The following is a 17,039-nucleotide window of genomic DNA, read 5'->3' as shown; positions in this document are numbered from 1 at the left end:
TTTGCTATAATAGTGACTATGAATAGAATAAGAGTCAACAAACGGGTTGAAAAAAAGCTTTTAAAGGGACTAGTTTTACTAGAAGCTAGCGACCTTGCAGATGTTCATCTCAAGGATCAGGAAGTAGAAGTGCAGGGTCAGGAAGGAACCTTTCTTGGAACTGCCTACCTTTCTCAGCAAAACAAGGGCTTGGGCTGGTTTGTCAGCAAAGACAAGGTGACCTTCAATCAAGCTTTCTTTGAAAAGCTGTTTAGACAAGCTAAAGAAAAGAGAAGTGCCTACTATCAAGACGAATTGACAACTGCTTTTCGTCTCTTCAACCAAGAGGGAGATGGTTTTGGCGGTCTGACAGTGGACCTTTATGGCGACTATGCTGTCTTTTCTTGGTATAACTCTTATGTTTATCAGATTCGTCAGACCATCTCAGAAGCTTTTAGACAGGTTTTTCCTGAGGTTTTAGGAGCCTATGGGAAGATCCGTTTTAAGGGTTTGGACTATGAATCTGCCCATGTTTATGGTCAAGAAGCACCTGACTTTTTCACTGTTTTAGAAAATGGTGTCTTGTATCAAGTCTTTATGAATGATGGCTTGATGACAGGGATTTTCCTAGACCAGCATGAAGTTCGCGGTAGTTTAGTGGATGGATTGGCTATGGGTAAATCCTTGCTCAACATGTTTTCTTATACAGCAGCCTTTTCAGTGGCTGCGGCCATGGGGGGAGCTAGCCAGACAACTTCGGTTGACCTAGCTAAACGTTCACGAGAATTGTCTCAAGCGCATTTCCAGGCAAATGGAATCAGTACAGATGACCATCGTTTTATAGTCATGGATGTTTTTGAGTATTTCAAGTATGCCAAGCGAAAAAGCTTGACCTACGATGTGATTGTCCTAGATCCGCCTAGCTTTGCTCGGAACAGAAAACAAACTTTCTCTGTGGCCAAGGATTATCACAAGTTGATTTCCCAGAGTCTGGAAATTTTAAATCCGGGAGGAATCATTATTGCCAGTACCAATGCTGCCAATGTTTCCCGCCAGAAATTTACAGAACAAATTGATAAAGGCTTTGCAGGAAGAAGTTACCAGATTTTAAATAAATACGGTCTTCCAGCAGATTTTGCCTATAATAAAAAAGATGAAAGTAGTAATTACCTCAAGGTGATTAGTATGAAGGTTAGTAAATGAAATTAATCGTTTCAGTAATGCCAAGAAGTTTAGAGGAGGCTCAGGCTCTGGATGCCACGAGGTACCTGGATGCTGACATCATTGAATGGCGTGCCGACTATCTGCCTAAAGAAGCGATTTTGCAGGTAGCTCCAGCTATTTTTGAAAAATTTGCAGGTCGTGAATTGGTTTTCACTCTGAGAACTCGCGCTGAAGGGGGAGAAATCGACCTTTCTTCAGAAGAATATATCCATCTAATCAAGGAAGTGGCGCAACTCTATCAACCAGACTATATTGATTTTGAGTACTATAGCTACAAGGATGTCTTTGAGGAAATGCTGGACTTCCCAAATCTCGTTTTGAGTTACCACAATTTCCAAGAAACACCTGAAAACATGATGGAAATCTTGTCAGAGTTGACGAGCCTAAATCCAAAACTTGTTAAGGTTGCGGTGATGGCTCACACGGAGCAGGATGTCTTAGACTTGATGAACTATACACGAGGCTTTAAAACCCTCAATCCTGAGCAGGAATATGTGACCATTTCTATGGGCAAGGTGGGCAAGGTATCTCGTATCACTGCGGATGTGACTGGTTCTAGCTGGTCCTTTGCTAGCCTGGATGAGGCTAGTGCCCCTGGTCAGATTTCCCTAGCTAATATGAAAAAAATCAGGGAGATTTTGGATGAAGCTTGATGGCTATACACGTTTAGCTGCAGTTGTTGCCAATCCTATTAAGCATTCTATTTCGCCCTTTATCCACAATAGGGCCTTTGAGGCGACAGCTACCAATGGTGCTTATGTGGCTTGGGAGATTGAAGCGAGTGACTTGGCAGAAACAGTGGCTAATATTCGTCGCTACCAGATGTTTGGCATCAACCTGTCCATGCCCTATAAGGAGCAGGTGATTCCTTATTTGGATGAGCTGAGTGACGAAGCGCGTTTGATCGGTGCGGTCAATACGGTTGTCAATCATAATGGCAATTTAATTGGATATAATACAGATGGCAAGGGATTTTTTAAGAGCTTGCCTTCTTTTACAATTTCAGGTAAGAAGATGACCTTGCTGGGTGCAGGTGGTGCGGCCAAGTCCATTTTGGCACAAGCTATTTTGGACGGAGTCAGTCAGATTTCGGTCTTTGTTCGTTCAGTTTCTATGGAAAAAACAAGACCTTACCTAGACAAGTTACAGGAGCAGACAGGCTTTAAAGTGGACTTGTATGCTTTAGAAGATGTTTCTGCACTGCAAGCAAGGATTGCTGAGTCGGATTTACTGATTAATGCCACCAGTGTGGGCATGGATGGTCAATCATCTCCAGTTCCTGAAAGCATAGTCTTACCAGAAACTTTCTTAGTAGCAGATATCATTTACCAACCCTTTGAAACACCATTTTTGAAATGGGCCAGAAGTCAGGGAAATTCAGCCGTCAATGGTCTGGGAATGTTGCTCTATCAAGCTGCAGAAGCTTTTCAACTGTGGACAGGAAAGGAAATGCCAACAGAAGAGATTTGGCAGTCCTTAACAGAAAAATACCAATAAAGAAAGGGAGATTCTCCTATGAAAATCAGAATCGATATTCCTCATCATCCTTATGATATTCAGATTGAAAAAGGCTGTCTGGCTCAGGCTGGTCAATGGTTGCGAGAACTCTGGCAACCACAAAAGGTAGTCATTGTAACAGACAACCATGTAGCTTCTCTTTATGCAGAGAAGGTCAAGCTCAGCCTAGAAGATGCTGGTTTTCAGGTGGCAGTATTTGACTTTTTAGAAGGGGAAGAAAGAAAGAATTTAACTACTGTTCAGAAAGTCTATGAATTTCTAGTTAAGCAGGGACTGACTCGTAGCGATGGAATCGTGGCTCTTGGTGGCGGTGTCGTTGGAGACCTGGCTGGATTTGTAGCCTCTACCTATATGCGGGGTATTCACTTTGTTCAGATTCCGACTAGTTTGACAGCCCAGGTGGATTCTTCTATCGGCGGAAAGACAGGTGTCAACACTCCATTTGCTAAAAATATGGTGGGGACCTTTGTCCAACCAGACGGGGTTCTGATTGACCCACTTGTTCTTGAAACACTTGGAAAGAGAGAGTTGATTGAAGGAATGGGTGAGGTTATCAAGTATGGCTTGATTGAGGATCCAGAACTGTGGAAAATTTTGACGGAGCTGGATGGTTCTGTTGAGAGCATTCTGGAACATGCAGAGACCTTGATTGAACATTCTTGTCAGGTTAAGCGCAAGATGGTGGTTGAGGATGAGCTGGACAATGGTGTTCGCCTTTACCTCAATTTTGGGCACACTATTGGTCATGCTATTGAAGCAACGGCTGGTTATGGGAAAGTCATGCATGGAGAAGCTGTGGCTATGGGTATGGTACAGATTTCCAAGGTTGCTGAGAAAAAGGGTTTCATGCCAGCTGGCATAACTCAGTCTATTACAGAGATGTGTCAGAAATTTGGCTTGCCTGTTGACTATGAAAACTGGGATGTTGACAAGCTTTATCAGGCTTTGACTCATGATAAGAAGGCGCGTGGCAATACCTTGAAATTGGTCTTGGTACCAGAGCTCGGTTCAGCGACCATTCACCCAGTTTCTCTGGAAGAGATGAAAGACTACTTGGTAAAATAAGGAGAGTGTATGAGATATTTAACTGCAGGAGAATCACACGGTCCCCGTCTGACGGCTATCATTGAAGGAATTCCAGCAGGACTTCCTTTGACAGCAGAGGACATCAATGAGGATTTGAAACGTCGTCAGGGTGGATACGGCCGCGGTGGTCGTATGAAGATTGAGAGTGACCAGGTTGTCTTTACTTCAGGCGTTCGCCATGGGAAGACGACAGGGGCTCCCATCACCATGGATGTCGTCAATAAGGACCATCAGAAATGGCTGGATATCATGTCTGCGGAGGACATTGAAGAGCGACTTAAAAGCAAACGAAAAATCACCCATCCTCGCCCCGGTCACGCCGACTTGGTTGGGGGGATCAAGTACCGTTTTGATGATTTGCGTAATTCCTTGGAGCGTTCATCTGCACGTGAAACCACCATGCGGGTGGCAGTTGGGGCAGTAGCCAAACGCCTCTTGGCTGAACTCGATATGGAGATTGCCAACCATGTCGTGGTCTTTGGTGGCAAGGAAATCGATGTTCCTGAGAATCTAACAGTCGCTGAAATCAAGCAACGAGCTGCCCAGTCTGAAGTTTCTATTGTCAACCAAGAAAGAGAACAGGAAATCAAGGACTATATTGACCAAATCAAGCGTGATGGAGATACCATCGGTGGGGTTGTCGAGACAGTTGTCGGAGGTGTTCCAGTTGGTCTTGGTTCCTATGTCCAATGGGACAGAAAATTGGATGCAAGATTGGCCCAAGCTGTTGTCTCTATCAATGCCTTTAAAGGGGTGGAATTTGGCCTCGGCTTTGAAGTTGGTTACCGTAAGGGCAGCCAAGTTATGGATGAAATTCTCTGGTCTAAAGAAGACGGCTATACTCGCCGTACCAACAATCTGGGTGGCTTTGAAGGTGGTATGACCAATGGACAACCCATCGTTGTTCGTGGCGTCATGAAACCCATTCCTACTCTTTATAAACCACTCATGAGTGTGGATATCGAGACTCACGAACCTTACAAGGCAACTGTGGAGAGAAGTGATCCGACCGCTCTTCCAGCTGCAGGAGTGGTCATGGAAGCTGTTGTAGCAACGGTTTTGGCACAAGAAATCCTTGAAAAATTCTCATCAGACAATCTAGAGGAATTAAAAGAGGCGGTAGCCAAACACCGAGACTATACAAAGAACTATTAAGGAGTTCCTATGGCAAAAACAGTCTATATCGCAGGTCTTGGTTTGATTGGAGCCTCTATGGCACTTGGTGTCAAACGTGATCATCCAGATTATGAAATTTTAGGTTATAATCGCAGTCAAGCTTCGAGAGATATCGCCTTGAAAGAAGGCATGATTGACCGTGCAACGGATGATTTTGCCAGTTTTGCTCCTTTGGCAGATGTCATCATCTTGACCTTGCCAATCAAACAGACCATTGCTTTTATTAAGGAGCTGGCAAACTTAGACTTGAAAGAAGGCGTCATTATCTCGGATGCCGGTTCGACCAAGTCAGCCATTGTGGATGTGGCGAAGGAATATTTAGCTGGCAAACCTGTTCGCTTTGTCGGGGCCCATCCCATGGCTGGTAGTCACAAGACAGGGGCTGCTTCTGCGGATGTCAATCTCTTTGAAAATGCCTACTATATCTTTACCCCTTCGAGCCTGACAAGTCAGGATACGCTTGAGGAAATGAAGGACTTGCTTTCAGGTCTTCACGCTCGCTTTATCGAGATTGATGCCAAGGAGCACGATCGGGTGACTTCTCAGATTAGCCATTTTCCTCATATTCTGGCTTCTAGTCTCATGGAGCAGACTGCGGTTTATGCTCAAGAACATGAGATGGCAAGGCGCTTTGCGGCCGGTGGTTTTCGAGATATGACCCGAATTGCGGAAAGCGAGCCGGGCATGTGGACTTCTATTCTCTTATCTAATCGTGAAACTATTCTGGATCGAATTGAGGATTTCAAGGAGCGCTTAGATGAGGTTGGACAAGCCATCAGCAAGGGAGATGAAGAGCAAATTTGGAACTTTTTCAATCAGGCGCGTGAGCAGCGTCAGGCTATGGAAATCCATAAACGTGGTGGTGTGGACAGTTCTTACGACCTCTATGTTGATGTTCCCGATGAAGAAGATGTCATCTTACGGATTTTGGAACTACTACGTGGAACTTCCTTGGTTAACATCCACATTAACGAGGAAAACCGTGAGGATATTCACGGGATTCTACAAATTTCATTTAAAAATGCTCAAGATTTAGAACGAGCCGAGCATCTCATAACAGAAAACACCGACTACACAGTCGTTGTCAAATAAGGAGAAAATCATGTCAAATATTTACGATAGTGCAAACGAACTCAGTCGCGGTCTACGCGAATTGCCAGAATACAAGGCTGTTAAAGCAGCTAAAGATGCAATTTCGGCAGATGCTGAGGCAAGTAAAATCTTTACAGAATATGTTGCCTTTCAAGAGGAAATTCAAAGACTAGCGCAGACAGGTCAAATGCCAGATGCTTCCTTTCAAGCGAAAATGGAAGGCTTTGGTAAGCAGATTCAGGGGAACAGCCTCTTGTCTGAATTCTTTACCAAGCAACAACAATTGGCAATTTACCTTTCTGACATTGAAAAAATTGTTTTTGAACCAGTTTCAGAATTGCTAAAATAAGAAAATAACTATCATAAAGTCAGGAATTTTTAAGGAATTTCTGGCTTTTTATGATAAAATAGGTAAAAGTATTGCAAGTATGAGGTCCAGTATGAAACTAAAAACAAACATTCGCCACCTACATGGCAGTATCAGTGTCCCAGGTGACAAGTCTATCAGCCACCGTTCCATTATCTTTGGAAGTTTGGCTGAGGGTGAGACCAAGGTTTATGATATTTTGCGAGGTGAAGACGTTCTTTCTACCATGCAGGTTTTTCGTGACCTTGGTGTTGAAATTGAGGATAAAGATGGGGTTATTACTATTCAAGGTGTGGGCATGGATGGTTTAGAAGCTCCGCGAAATGCCCTTGATATGGGAAATTCTGGAACCTCGATTCGCCTGATTTCAGGTGTCCTTGCTGGTGCAGATTTCGAAGTAGAAATGTTTGGAGATGATAGTCTTTCCAAACGTCCTATGGACCGTGTGACGATTCCTCTGAAAAAAATGGGCGTCAGCATTTCAGGGCAAACTGAGCGAGACCTGCCTCCTCTTCGCTTAAAAGGAACGAAAAATTTAACACCTATTCATTATGAGTTGCCGATAGCTTCTGCTCAAGTCAAGTCTGCCTTGATATTTGCAGCCTTGCAGGCTCAGGGTCAGTCAGTGATTATCGAAAAAGAATGCACTCGTAATCATACTGAAGATATGTTACAACAATTTGGTGGTCATTTAAGTGTGGACGGCAAGAAAATCACAGTCCAAGGGCCACAAAAATTGACAGGACAAAAGGTGGTCGTGCCAGGAGATATTTCCAGTGCAGCCTTTTGGTTGGCCGCAGGTTTGATTGTTCCAAACTCTCGTGTAGTGCTGCAGAATGTGGGCATTAATGAAACGCGTACTGGTATTATTGATGTCATTCGCGCCATGGGTGGAAAATTGGAAATAACTGAAATCGATCCAGTCGCTAAATCTGCTACCTTAACTGTTGAGTCTTCTGACTTAAAAGGAACAGAGATTGGTGGTGCTTTGATTCCACGTTTGATAGATGAATTGCCCATTATTGCCCTTCTGGCGACCCAAGCTCAAGGTGTAACAGTTATCAAGGATGCTGAGGAGCTCAAAGTCAAGGAAACAGACCGCATTCAGGTGGTGGCAGACTCTTTAAATAACATGGGTGCGGATATCACACCTACAGCAGATGGAATGATTATCAAAGGGAAATCAGCCCTTCACGGTGCTAGAGTCAATACTTTTGGTGACCACCGTATTGGCATGATGACGGCCATCGCAGCCCTTTTGGTAGCAGATGGAGAGGTGGAGCTTGCCCGTGCAGAAGCCATCAATACCAGCTATCCTAGCTTCTTTGATGATTTGGAGAGCTTGACTCATGGCTAAGGTGTTATTAGGCTTTATGGGGGCTGGCAAATCGACTATTGCAAGAGGCTTGGACCCTAATTACCTTGATATGGATGCTCTGATTGAGAAGCGCCTAGGCATGTCCATTGCGGATTTTTTCGCTGAAAAGGGAGAAGTGGCTTTTCGTAAGATAGAATCAGAAGTCCTAGCTGAGTTACTAGAAACAAATCAAGTTGTGTCAACTGGTGGGGGAGTGGTTGTTTCTCAGAGAAATCGTGACTTACTCAAGACCAATTCTGATAACATCTATCTGAAAGCTGATTTTGAAACCCTCTACCACCGTATCGCAGCTGATAAGGATAATCAGCGTCCGCTTTTTCTAAATAATAGCAAGGAAGAACTTGCAGCTATTTTTCAAGAAAGACAGGCTTGGTATGAGGAAGTGGCTAGTCGGGTTTTGGATGTGACTGAGTTAAGCCCAGAGGAAATTATAGAGGAACTGAGATGAAAATTGCTTATCTAGGTCCCAAGGGATCATTTTCACACCACGTTGTGCAGACAGCTTTTCCTCAGGAGGAATTGCAGGCCTTTGCCAACATTACAGATGTCATCAAGGCCTATGAGCAAGGCTTGGTGGACTATTCTGTGGTGCCAGTTGAAAATTCTATCGAGGGTAGTGTTCATGAAACCTTGGACTACCTTTTTCATCAGGCTCGCATTCAAGCAGTGGCAGAAATCGTTCAGCCTATTCATCAGCAGTTGATGGTGGTTCCAGGTCATACTAAGATTGAAAAGATTTTTTCTCATCCTCAGGCTTTGGCTCAAGGAAAGAAATTCATCGATGAACAATATCCAGAGGTCCAAATCGAGGTAACAGCTAGTACAGCTTATGCGGCCCGCTTTATTTCCGAACATCCTGACCAGCCTTATGCAGCCATTGCACCTAGAAGTTCTGCTGAAGAATATGGCTTGGAACTGATTGCTGAAGATATTCAAGAAATGGAAGCTAATTTCACACGTTTCTGGGTTTTGGGAGCTGAAATGCCTTCTATTCCCTTGAAATCACAAACTGAAAAAATGAGTTTGGCCTTGACCTTACCGGACAACCTTCCAGGTGCACTTTATAAGGCCCTGTCGACCTTTGCTTGGAGAGGAATTGACCTGACAAAAATTGAAAGTCGGCCACTCAAGACAGCACTGGGAGAATACTTTTTCATTATTGATGTGGACTATACTGATAAGGGCCTAGTCCACTTTGCCCAAAAAGAATTAGAAGCGATTGGAATCCAGTATAAAGTACTGGGCGCCTATCCTATTTATCCAATATCAGACCATGGAAAGGAGAGAAGATGAGTAAAGAAAATCCCTTAAGCCACCACGAGCAGTTGCGTTATGACTATCTTTTTAAGAATATTCATTACCTCAATGAGCGAGAGAAAAAAGAGTTTGCTTACCTGCAAGGTAAGTTAAATATGGCTAGCAGTAGTAAAGCTTCTCCAGAAATTTATAATGAAAATCACGATATGGAAGAGTCTTTCATGGAACCAGTCAATCAGTCTCCTCTTCCATCCTATGGTAACCGTAGTCGTGCAAAAAAATATCAGAAAAGTCATCCTCTTCCAAAGGTTAAGTCCAAAAAACGTAAGATTCGTTGGGGGCGCATTTTTGCAGGATTGCTTGCCCTTCTAGCCTGTGTCGGTTTTGGCATGATTTTTATGTTCCTAAAAGGTTATTCAAATGCGGATCCAAACAAACCTGCCAATGCTAAGGCAGCTCAAGTAGAAGTTTTTCATGGTCAAGATACCAAGGATGGGGTCAATATTTTGATTATGGGAACGGATGGACGGATTGGCCAAAATAGTGCTGAGACGAGAACGGACTCTATTATGGTACTAAACGTTGGTGGCTCAGATAAGAAAATCAAGCTGGTCAGCTTCATGCGTGACAATTTGGTTTATATAGACGGATACAGTCAAGTCATTAATGGTAGAAAGCAGTCAGATAATAAGTTGAATGTGGCCTATGAACTAGGAGAACAAGAGGGGCAAAAAGGGGCAGAAATGGTTCGCCAAGTATTGAAAGATAATTTTGACTTGGACATTAAGTACTACGCCTTGGTAGACTTCCAGGCATTCGCAACTGCTATTGACACTCTATTTCCTGATGGTGTGACGATTGATGCCAAATTCTCAACCTTAGAAGGTCAACCTTTAACCGAAGCTACAGTCGGAGATGATTTACATGCTACGGAAACAGAGTCACCAACCCAGACTATTAAAGTTGGGAAACAGCAGATGAACGGTTCAACCTTGCTCAATTATGCACGTTTCCGTGATGACGATGAAGGTGATTATGGTCGTACCAAGAGACAACAGCAAGTATTGACAGCTGTTCTGCAACAACTCAAGGATCCAACCAAACTCTTTACTGGATCAGAAGCACTTGGTAAGGTCTTTGGGATGACCTCTACGAATGTTCCCTATAGTTTCTTATTGACCAATGGCTTATCCTTCCTAGATGGAGCGCAAAATGGTATTGAGAGATTAACAGTTCCAGAACTGGGTGATTGGGTCGATGCCTATGATGTCTATGGAGGACAGGCACTCTTAGTAGACCAAAATAAATATCAAACCAAGCTAGCTCAAATGGGAATGAGATAAGATAAGACAGAAAAATCAAAGTTTGAAGGCTATTTATCCAGCAGTCAGGCTTTGATTTTTTACAGTCTGCAATAGATTTTCACCCCCTATTTGTGGTATAATGAAACGATACGATAGAAAGAATAATGAACAATATGACTGATTTAAAAGCAATTCAGGCTCGTAGTCTGGAGATGGCTGAATATTTTGTTGCTTTTTGCAAGGAACATGATTTACTTTGTTATCTCTGTGGAGGAGGTGCTATTGGTGCCCTTCGAAACAAGGGTTTTATTCCTTGGGATGACGACCTAGACTTTTTTATGCCTCGTAAGGATTATGAGAAATTAGCAGAAATATGGCCTCGTTATGCAGATGAGCGTTATTTCTTGTCAAAGAGTAACAAGGATTTTGTCGATCGTAATCTTTTTATTACCATTCGTGACAAGGAAACCACCTGTATCAAACCTTACCAGCAGGATTTGAATTTACCACATGGTTTGGCCTTGGATGTGTTGCCTTTGGATTATTATCCGAAAAATTCAGCTGAGCGAAAGAAGCAGATTCGCTGGGCACTGATTTATTCACTCTTTTGTGCCCAAACTATTCCAGAAAAACATGGCGCACTTATGAAATGGGGAAGTTGCATTTTACTCGGTTTGACTCCAAAATCTCTTCGTTATCGCATTTGGAAAAAAGCTGAAAAAGAAATGACCAAGTACAGTCTAGATGAGAGCGATGGAATCACGGAATTATGCTCGGGTCCTGGTTACATGAGAAACAAGTACCTAATCGAATCTTTTGAAGATAATCTTTTCTTGCCATTTGAAGAGACAGAGATGCCCGTTCCAGTCGGCTATGATGCTTATCTCAGCACTGCTTTTGGGGATTATATGACGCCGCCACCAGTAGATAAGCAGCTACCACATCATGATGCTGTCATCGCTGATATGGATAAGTCTTATACAGAATACAAGGGAGAATATGGTGGCTAAGAAAAAAATATTATTTTTTATGTGGTCTTTTTCTCTCGGGGGTGGAGCAGAGAAGATTCTATCTACCATTGTTTCAAATCTAGATCCAGAAAAGTATGATATTGATATTCTGGAAATGGAACATTTTGATAAGGGATACGAATCTGTTCCCAAGCATGTACGCATTTTAAAATCCTTTCAGGATTATCGCCAAGCCAGATGGATTCGAGCTCTTTTGTGGAGAATGAGAATTTATTTTCCAAGATTGACACGTCGCTTACTGGTGAAAGATGACTATGATGTTGAGGTTTCCTTTACCATTATGAATCCTCCACTTTTGTTCTCTAAAAGAAAAGAAGTCAAGAAGATCTCTTGGATTCATGGAAGTATCGAAGAATTTCTTAAGGATAGTTCAAAAAGAGAATCACATAGACGCCAGTTGGATGCTGCGGATACCATTGTAGGAATTTCAAAAAAGACCAGTCATTCTATCAAGGAAGTCTATCCAGATTATGCTTCGAAATTACAGACGGTCTACAATGGATATGATTTTAAGAGTCTTCTAGAAAAATCTCAAGAGAAAATTGATATCGAGATTGCGCCTCAAAGTATCTGTACCATTGGACGGATTGAGGAAAATAAGGGTTCTGACCGTGTGGTGGAAGTGATACGATTATTACACCGAGAGGGAAAAAACTATCATCTCTACTTTATAGGGGCTGGGGATATGGAAGAGGAACTGAAAAAACGAGTCAAAGAATATAAGCTTGAAGACTATGTACATTTCCTTGGTTATCAAAAAAATCCTTATCAGTATTTATCTCAGACGAAAGTTCTCTTGTCTATGTCTAAACAAGAAGGTTTTCCTGGAGTGTATGTGGAAGCCTTGAGTCTGGGACTTCCTTTTGTCTCTACGGATGTCGGAGGGGCTGAGGAATTATCCCAAGAAGGACGATTTGGACAAATCATTGAGAGCAATCAAGAGGCAGCTCAGGCAATTACGAACTACATGACCTCTGCCTCAAACTTCGATGTCAATGAGGCTAACCAATTCATTCAGCAATTTACAATTGCCAAACAAATCGAACAAGTAGAAAAACTATTAGAGGAGTAGCATGGAAACTGCATTAATTAGTGTCATTGTGCCAGTCTATAATGTGGCGCAGTACCTAGAAAAATCGATAGCTTCCATTCAGAAGCAGACCTATCAGAATCTGGAAATCATTCTTGTTGATGATGGAGCAACGGATGAAAGTGGTCGCTTGTGTGATTCAATCGCTGAACAAGATGATAGGGTGTCAGTGCTTCATAAAAAGAATGAAGGTTTGTCGCAAGCACGAAACGATGGAATGAAACAGGCTCACGGAGATTATCTGATTTTTATTGATTCAGATGATTATATCCATCCAGAAATGATTCAGAGCTTATATGAGCAATTAATTCAAGAAGATGCGGATGTCTCGAGCTGTGGTGTCATGAATGTCTATGCTAATGATGAAAGTCCACAGTCAGCCAATCAGGATGAGTATTTTGTCTGTGATTCTCAAACATTTCTAAAGGAATACCTTATAGGTGAAAAAATACCTGGAACGATTTGTAATAAGCTAATCAAGAGAGAGATTGCAACTGCCCTATCCTTTCCAAAGGGATTGATTTATGAAGATGCTTATTATCATTTTGATTTAATCAAGTTGGCTAAGAAGTACGTTGTTAATACCAAACCCTATTATTACTATTTCCATAGAGGGGATAGTATTACGACTAAACCCTATGCAGAGAAGGATTTAGCCTATATTGATATCTATCAAAAGTTTTACAATGAAGTTGTGAAAAACTATCCTGACTTGAAAGAGGTTGCTTTTTTCAGATTGGCCTATGCCCACTTCTTTATTCTGGATAAGATGTTACTAGATGATCAGTATAAACAATTTGAAGCCTATTCTCAGATTCATCGTTTTTTAAAAGGCCATGCCTTTACTATTGCTAGGAATCCAATTTTTCGTAAGGGTAGAAGAATTAGTGCTTTGGCTCTATTCATAAATATTTCCTTATACCGATTCTTATTACTAAAAAATATTGAAAAATCTAAAAAATTACATTAGAACGGGGGTGAGCAAGTGATTGATGGAAAACGATTATTATTTAGTTTGACCATAGTCAGTTATGCCTTGACGCTAGTAAGTGGAATTGTATATCTGTTTAATAATAACAATGTTAGCTTGCTTTCTACTTTATTGTTCTTACTGGTTAGTAGCTTAATTGCTTGTTGGAATGATATCAAGTATTACTTAATCCATTTTATTTTCTTTTTAACTATTTTTGTATTTCTGGTATCAAGGCCGACCATTGATTATTTTAGAGATGGCGCTTTGGATACCTATCATCCCATAGCCTATCGTTTTGCCTTTATAGTTGTCATGGTTTCGATATTGGGATTGACCACAGGGGGGCTCCTAGCTCGCTATTTTATAGCTAGAAAGAAAATACAAGTATCGAAGATAGAAAGTTCTCTAAAAGAGGTTTACATCAAGCGGTTGCGCTTTGTATCGCTAGGAGTTTTTCTTCTAACCTATCCTTTCTATTTCATTCGCTTATTTGAACGGCTCCTGTATCGCTTGCAGACTTCCTACTATGCCTACTATGCAAACTTTGAAAGTAAACTGCCTTATTTTACCTATATCTTATCAACATTTACGGTCTATGCAATGTGTATGTATTTGGCAACCAAGCCAAAGAAATGGCAGGCAACAGCAGTGCTTGTCTCCTTTATTGCAGCCAATACCATTCATTTGGCAATCGGGACACGAAATCCCTTTATTTTAAGTATTTTATTTGCTTTTGTTTATTACTTTATGCGGGAGCAAACTGAAAAGGGAAAATGGATTGGGTTTAAAGAGAAGTTAGCGATTTTTGTAGGTTCTCCTATTCTCATGTTAGCGATGGGAGTGCTCAATTATGTACGGGATAATGTCCAAGTTTCCCATACAGGTTTCTGGGATATCCTGCTTGACTTTATCTATAAACAAGGAACCAGTTTTGGTGTTTTGGCTCGAGGTTTTCTATTTAACAGTAGCCTCCCTTACCGAGATTTCCGTAATTTTACTTTTGGTCCTGTTCTTGATTATTTTGCAAGGGGGAGTTTAGGGGCCATTTTCGGAGGAAAAACCTTTGAGCATACAACCAATAGTGTGGAATTGGCTATCGATAGTAATAGTTATGCCCACAATCTATCCTATCTTGTTTTGAATAAGGAATATTTGAAAGGACATGGTATCGGAAGTAGTTATATTATGGAGTTGTATACAGACTATGGTATGATAGGAGTCTTTCTACTTAGTCTCTTACTCGGTATGCTATTTATAGCCATGTTGCAAGTAGCCTACCGCTCAAGAACAATTCTATTTGCCTTGTCCCTACTCATCTTGAATAATCTATTCTTTATGCCAAGAAGTAGCTTTTCAGAAAGTTTCTTCAATCTATTTACAATGCAATTCTGGGGAATTGTTCTTGTGATTATATTCGTAGCAAAAATGCTTACAAAAGAAAACCAGTATCTACTAAACAAAGGAGAAAAAAATCATGTTTGAACATTATTCAGTAGCTGATTTGTTTGCAAATCTTTACAAAAAACGAAAAGTAAATATTTTAGCTCTCATAGCTTTATTTGCTCTCATTGCTGTACCATTTACAATTAAAGCAGTTAAGAATAAAAATACTGTCAAAGACACAACAAGTTATTCAACTTATCTTAGCTATAAAATTACTCCTCCAGAAGATTCAGCTAAAACGATTTTGAATCACCAAATTGGTGGTTATAGTGATTTCTATGGTAAATTGATTGATGGGAATTTGAATGGAGCTTATCTTTTCAATGATGTAGAACCGAGTGAACTGAAAAAAATTGCCAGTGAATTAGATACGACAGAAACAACCTTGAAAAATTCTACGAATGATTATTGGTGGAAAAAACTGACTGTCTACTATATGATTGACGATGCAGGGGTTGGTGTGAAAATTTTGACACCAAGTAAAGATGCTAATGACTTGTTGGAGCGAAAAATTGATGGATTGATTGAGAAATTTAAACACACTTATGCAAATGTAAAAATTGAAAAATTGGAAACTATCAACTCTAAAGAATTGAATGCAAACGGTGAGACAGCGCTTGGCTTGAATGTGAAAAACTTGATTCTACGTTTAGCTGTTATTGGAGTAGTCTGTGTGATTTTGGTTGTGATGGGAAATGTATTGGTTTATCTCTTTAATCCAACAATCAATAGAGCAGGTGATTTTTCTCAATATCAAATTGATTTTGTAACAGAGATCACAACAATTGCCAACCTAGCAGATGTCTTGTCATACAAAAATGCTGGACAAGAATTGACTATTGTTAGCTCAAATAAAGCTATTCTAGATAAATTAAAACAAAATCAAGAGGCTTTGAAAGGAATGCATTTTGTAGATTTACAAGATGTACCATCTCTTTTAGAAAGAGATACCGTCCTTCTTGTTGAAGAATACGGAGTGACTCGTTATAAGAAATTTGAGCAAAGTCTTCAAATTCTTCGAAACTTAAATCGTTCTATCCTCGGTGTAGCAACCTTTAAACTATAAACTTTCTAATGTATTAGGTCTTCAAAGTTGGGCAAGAGCCGATTTTGAAGGCTTTTTCTATTTGTCTGCAGAAATTTTCTTTTATACTCAATGAAAATCAAAAAGCAAACTAGGAAGCTAGCCGTAGGCTGCTCAAAGCACCGCTTTGAGGTTGCAGATAAAGCTGACGTGGTTTGAAGAGATTTTCGAAGAGTATTAGAGTCTTCTACAGAAGTTACCCTATGGAAAATCTATCTCGACAGAGGAGCCTTCTTTTGATAAAATCGTAAAAATCTAGTATAATAGATAGAACTGAAAGTATGAGGTTACTAGCAATGAAAATGAAACAAATTAGTGATACAACTTTAAAAATCACGATGTCTTTAGAGGATTTGATGGATCGAGGAATGGAGATTGCTGACTTTCTTGTTCCTCAAGAAAAAACAGAAGAGTTCTTTTATGCTATCTTGGATGAATTAGAGATGCCTGATAGCTTTTTGGATACAGGTATGTTGAGCTTCCGTGTGACTCCAAAACCTGATAAGGTAGATGTCTTTGTAACCAAATCAAAGATTGACCAAAATCTAGATTTTGAAGACTTATCGAATTTACCAGATATGGAAGAATTGGCCCAAATGTCACCAGATGAGTTTATTAAAACCTTAGAAAAGAGCATCGCAGACAAAACTAAGGATGATATCGAAGCCATTCAATCTTTAGAGCAAGTCGAAGCCAAGGAAGAAGAGCAGGAGCAGGCTGAACAAGAAGCTGAGAGCAAGAAAGAGCCTTACATCTACTACATCCTTTCTTTTGCTAAGTTGGCTGACTTGGTTGCTTTTGCCCAGACAGTGACTTTTGAGATGGAAACTTCTGAACTCTACAAGATGAATGAACGCTATTATTTGACCATTTTAGTAGATATTGAAAATCATCCAAGTCCATATCCAGCTTGGCTGTTGGCTCGTATGCGCGAGTTTGCGGACGATAGTGACATCAGTCGTTCAGTCTTGCAGGAGTATGGCCAAGTCTTGATCAATCACGATGCGGTGATTAATCTGCAAAAGATTGGATAATCC

At 40.9% G+C, this 17,039-nt stretch carries 17 protein-coding genes; all 17 read left to right on the top strand.

Going from position 1 to position 17,039, the window contains the following annotated elements:
- Nucleotides 1-18 precede the first annotated feature (18 nt).
- On the top strand, nt 19-1,182 hold the full coding sequence (locus D8836_RS02305; RefSeq protein WP_185761579.1) for a class I SAM-dependent rRNA methyltransferase: 1,164 nt from the start codon (nt 19-21) through the stop codon (nt 1,180-1,182).
- Entirely contained in the window at nt 1,179-1,856 is a 678-nt protein-coding gene (aroD, locus tag D8836_RS02300; RefSeq protein ID WP_125393032.1) for a type I 3-dehydroquinate dehydratase, read from the top strand. Before D8836_RS02305 ends, aroD begins: the two co-directional genes overlap by 4 nt.
- Nucleotides 1,846-2,700, top strand: coding sequence for a shikimate dehydrogenase (locus D8836_RS02295; protein WP_125393031.1), 855 nt, complete (start codon nt 1,846-1,848; stop codon nt 2,698-2,700). The genes aroD and D8836_RS02295 overlap by 11 nt, the downstream gene beginning before the upstream one ends.
- Before the next feature lie 18 nt (nt 2,701-2,718).
- The gene (aroB, locus tag D8836_RS02290) at nt 2,719-3,786 is read left to right on the top strand and encodes a 3-dehydroquinate synthase (protein WP_125393030.1); all 1,068 of its coding nucleotides are present in this window, start codon (nt 2,719-2,721) and stop codon (nt 3,784-3,786) included.
- 9 nt (nt 3,787-3,795) lie between these two features.
- A complete protein-coding gene (aroC, locus tag D8836_RS02285; RefSeq protein WP_125393029.1) occupies nt 3,796-4,962 on the top strand; it encodes a chorismate synthase in 1,167 nt (388 codons plus the stop codon).
- A gap of 9 nt (nt 4,963-4,971) precedes the next feature.
- On the top strand, nt 4,972-6,075 hold the full coding sequence (locus D8836_RS02280; RefSeq protein WP_125393028.1) for a prephenate dehydrogenase: 1,104 nt from the start codon (nt 4,972-4,974) through the stop codon (nt 6,073-6,075).
- A 10-nt stretch (nt 6,076-6,085) separates the two neighbouring features.
- The gene (locus tag D8836_RS02275) at nt 6,086-6,424 is read left to right on the top strand and encodes a YlbF/YmcA family competence regulator (protein WP_000065980.1); all 339 of its coding nucleotides are present in this window, start codon (nt 6,086-6,088) and stop codon (nt 6,422-6,424) included.
- A 91-nt stretch (nt 6,425-6,515) separates the two neighbouring features.
- Entirely contained in the window at nt 6,516-7,799 is a 1,284-nt protein-coding gene (aroA, locus tag D8836_RS02270; RefSeq protein WP_125393027.1) for a 3-phosphoshikimate 1-carboxyvinyltransferase, read from the top strand.
- Nucleotides 7,792-8,268, top strand: a complete 477-nt coding sequence (locus tag D8836_RS02265; RefSeq protein ID WP_125393026.1) for a shikimate kinase — start codon at nt 7,792-7,794, stop codon at nt 8,266-8,268. The genes aroA and D8836_RS02265 overlap by 8 nt, the downstream gene beginning before the upstream one ends.
- Nucleotides 8,265-9,113: a prephenate dehydratase gene (pheA, locus tag D8836_RS02260; protein WP_125393025.1), complete on the top strand. Its 849-nt coding sequence runs from the start codon at nt 8,265-8,267 to the stop codon at nt 9,111-9,113. Before D8836_RS02265 ends, pheA begins: the two co-directional genes overlap by 4 nt.
- Nucleotides 9,110-10,420, top strand: coding sequence for an LCP family protein (locus D8836_RS02255; RefSeq protein ID WP_125393024.1), 1,311 nt, complete (start codon nt 9,110-9,112; stop codon nt 10,418-10,420). Before pheA ends, D8836_RS02255 begins: the two co-directional genes overlap by 4 nt.
- A gap of 125 nt (nt 10,421-10,545) precedes the next feature.
- Complete coding sequence (locus tag D8836_RS02250; protein ID WP_080983305.1) at nt 10,546-11,391, top strand: LicD family protein; 846 nt, start codon at nt 10,546-10,548, stop codon at nt 11,389-11,391.
- Nucleotides 11,381-12,484: a glycosyltransferase gene (locus D8836_RS02245; protein WP_125393023.1), complete on the top strand. Its 1,104-nt coding sequence runs from the start codon at nt 11,381-11,383 to the stop codon at nt 12,482-12,484. Before D8836_RS02250 ends, D8836_RS02245 begins: the two co-directional genes overlap by 11 nt.
- Before the next feature lies 1 nt (nt 12,485).
- Entirely contained in the window at nt 12,486-13,472 is a 987-nt protein-coding gene (locus tag D8836_RS02240) for a glycosyltransferase family 2 protein (RefSeq protein WP_060628567.1), read from the top strand.
- 15 nt (nt 13,473-13,487) lie between these two features.
- A complete protein-coding gene (locus tag D8836_RS02235) occupies nt 13,488-14,957 on the top strand; it encodes an O-antigen polysaccharide polymerase Wzy family protein (RefSeq protein ID WP_125393022.1) in 1,470 nt (489 codons plus the stop codon).
- A complete protein-coding gene (gene tarQ / locus D8836_RS02230) occupies nt 14,950-15,984 on the top strand; it encodes a teichoic acid biosynthesis protein TarQ (protein ID WP_125393021.1) in 1,035 nt (344 codons plus the stop codon). The genes D8836_RS02235 and tarQ overlap by 8 nt, the downstream gene beginning before the upstream one ends.
- A 314-nt stretch (nt 15,985-16,298) precedes the next feature.
- Entirely contained in the window at nt 16,299-17,036 is a 738-nt protein-coding gene (mecA, locus tag D8836_RS02220) for an adaptor protein MecA (protein ID WP_125393077.1), read from the top strand.
- Nucleotides 17,037-17,039 lie beyond the last annotated feature (3 nt).

Source organism: Streptococcus mitis (assembly GCF_003942995.1).
Lineage (GTDB): Bacteria > Bacillota > Bacilli > Lactobacillales > Streptococcaceae > Streptococcus > Streptococcus mitis_CV.
Note: the sequence above shows the minus strand (reverse complement) of the source record. Positions and strands in the feature narration are given on the sequence as shown.

Excerpts from the sequence above, each read along its gene's own strand:
- aroB (WP_125393030.1), top strand. The coding sequence starts at position 2,719 with ATGAAAATCAGAATCGATATTCCTCATCATCCTTATGATATTCAGATT.
- aroD (WP_125393032.1), top strand. The coding sequence starts at position 1,179 with ATGAAATTAATCGTTTCAGTAATGCCAAGAAGTTTAGAGGAGGCTCAG.
- aroC (WP_125393029.1), top strand. The coding sequence starts at position 3,796 with ATGAGATATTTAACTGCAGGAGAATCACACGGTCCCCGTCTGACGGCT.
- tarQ (WP_125393021.1), top strand. The coding sequence starts at position 14,950 with ATGTTTGAACATTATTCAGTAGCTGATTTGTTTGCAAATCTTTACAAA.
- D8836_RS02265 (WP_125393026.1), top strand. The coding sequence starts at position 7,792 with ATGGCTAAGGTGTTATTAGGCTTTATGGGGGCTGGCAAATCGACTATT.
- D8836_RS02280 (WP_125393028.1), top strand. The coding sequence starts at position 4,972 with ATGGCAAAAACAGTCTATATCGCAGGTCTTGGTTTGATTGGAGCCTCT.
- aroA (WP_125393027.1), top strand. The coding sequence starts at position 6,516 with ATGAAACTAAAAACAAACATTCGCCACCTACATGGCAGTATCAGTGTC.
- mecA (WP_125393077.1), top strand. The coding sequence starts at position 16,299 with ATGAAAATGAAACAAATTAGTGATACAACTTTAAAAATCACGATGTCT.
- D8836_RS02240 (WP_060628567.1), top strand. The coding sequence starts at position 12,486 with ATGGAAACTGCATTAATTAGTGTCATTGTGCCAGTCTATAATGTGGCG.
- D8836_RS02295 (WP_125393031.1), top strand. The coding sequence starts at position 1,846 with ATGAAGCTTGATGGCTATACACGTTTAGCTGCAGTTGTTGCCAATCCT.
- D8836_RS02250 (WP_080983305.1), top strand. The coding sequence starts at position 10,546 with ATGAACAATATGACTGATTTAAAAGCAATTCAGGCTCGTAGTCTGGAG.
- D8836_RS02305 (WP_185761579.1), top strand. The coding sequence starts at position 19 with ATGAATAGAATAAGAGTCAACAAACGGGTTGAAAAAAAGCTTTTAAAG.
- D8836_RS02245 (WP_125393023.1), top strand. The coding sequence starts at position 11,381 with ATGGTGGCTAAGAAAAAAATATTATTTTTTATGTGGTCTTTTTCTCTC.
- D8836_RS02255 (WP_125393024.1), top strand. The coding sequence starts at position 9,110 with ATGAGTAAAGAAAATCCCTTAAGCCACCACGAGCAGTTGCGTTATGAC.
- D8836_RS02275 (WP_000065980.1), top strand. The coding sequence starts at position 6,086 with ATGTCAAATATTTACGATAGTGCAAACGAACTCAGTCGCGGTCTACGC.
- pheA (WP_125393025.1), top strand. The coding sequence starts at position 8,265 with ATGAAAATTGCTTATCTAGGTCCCAAGGGATCATTTTCACACCACGTT.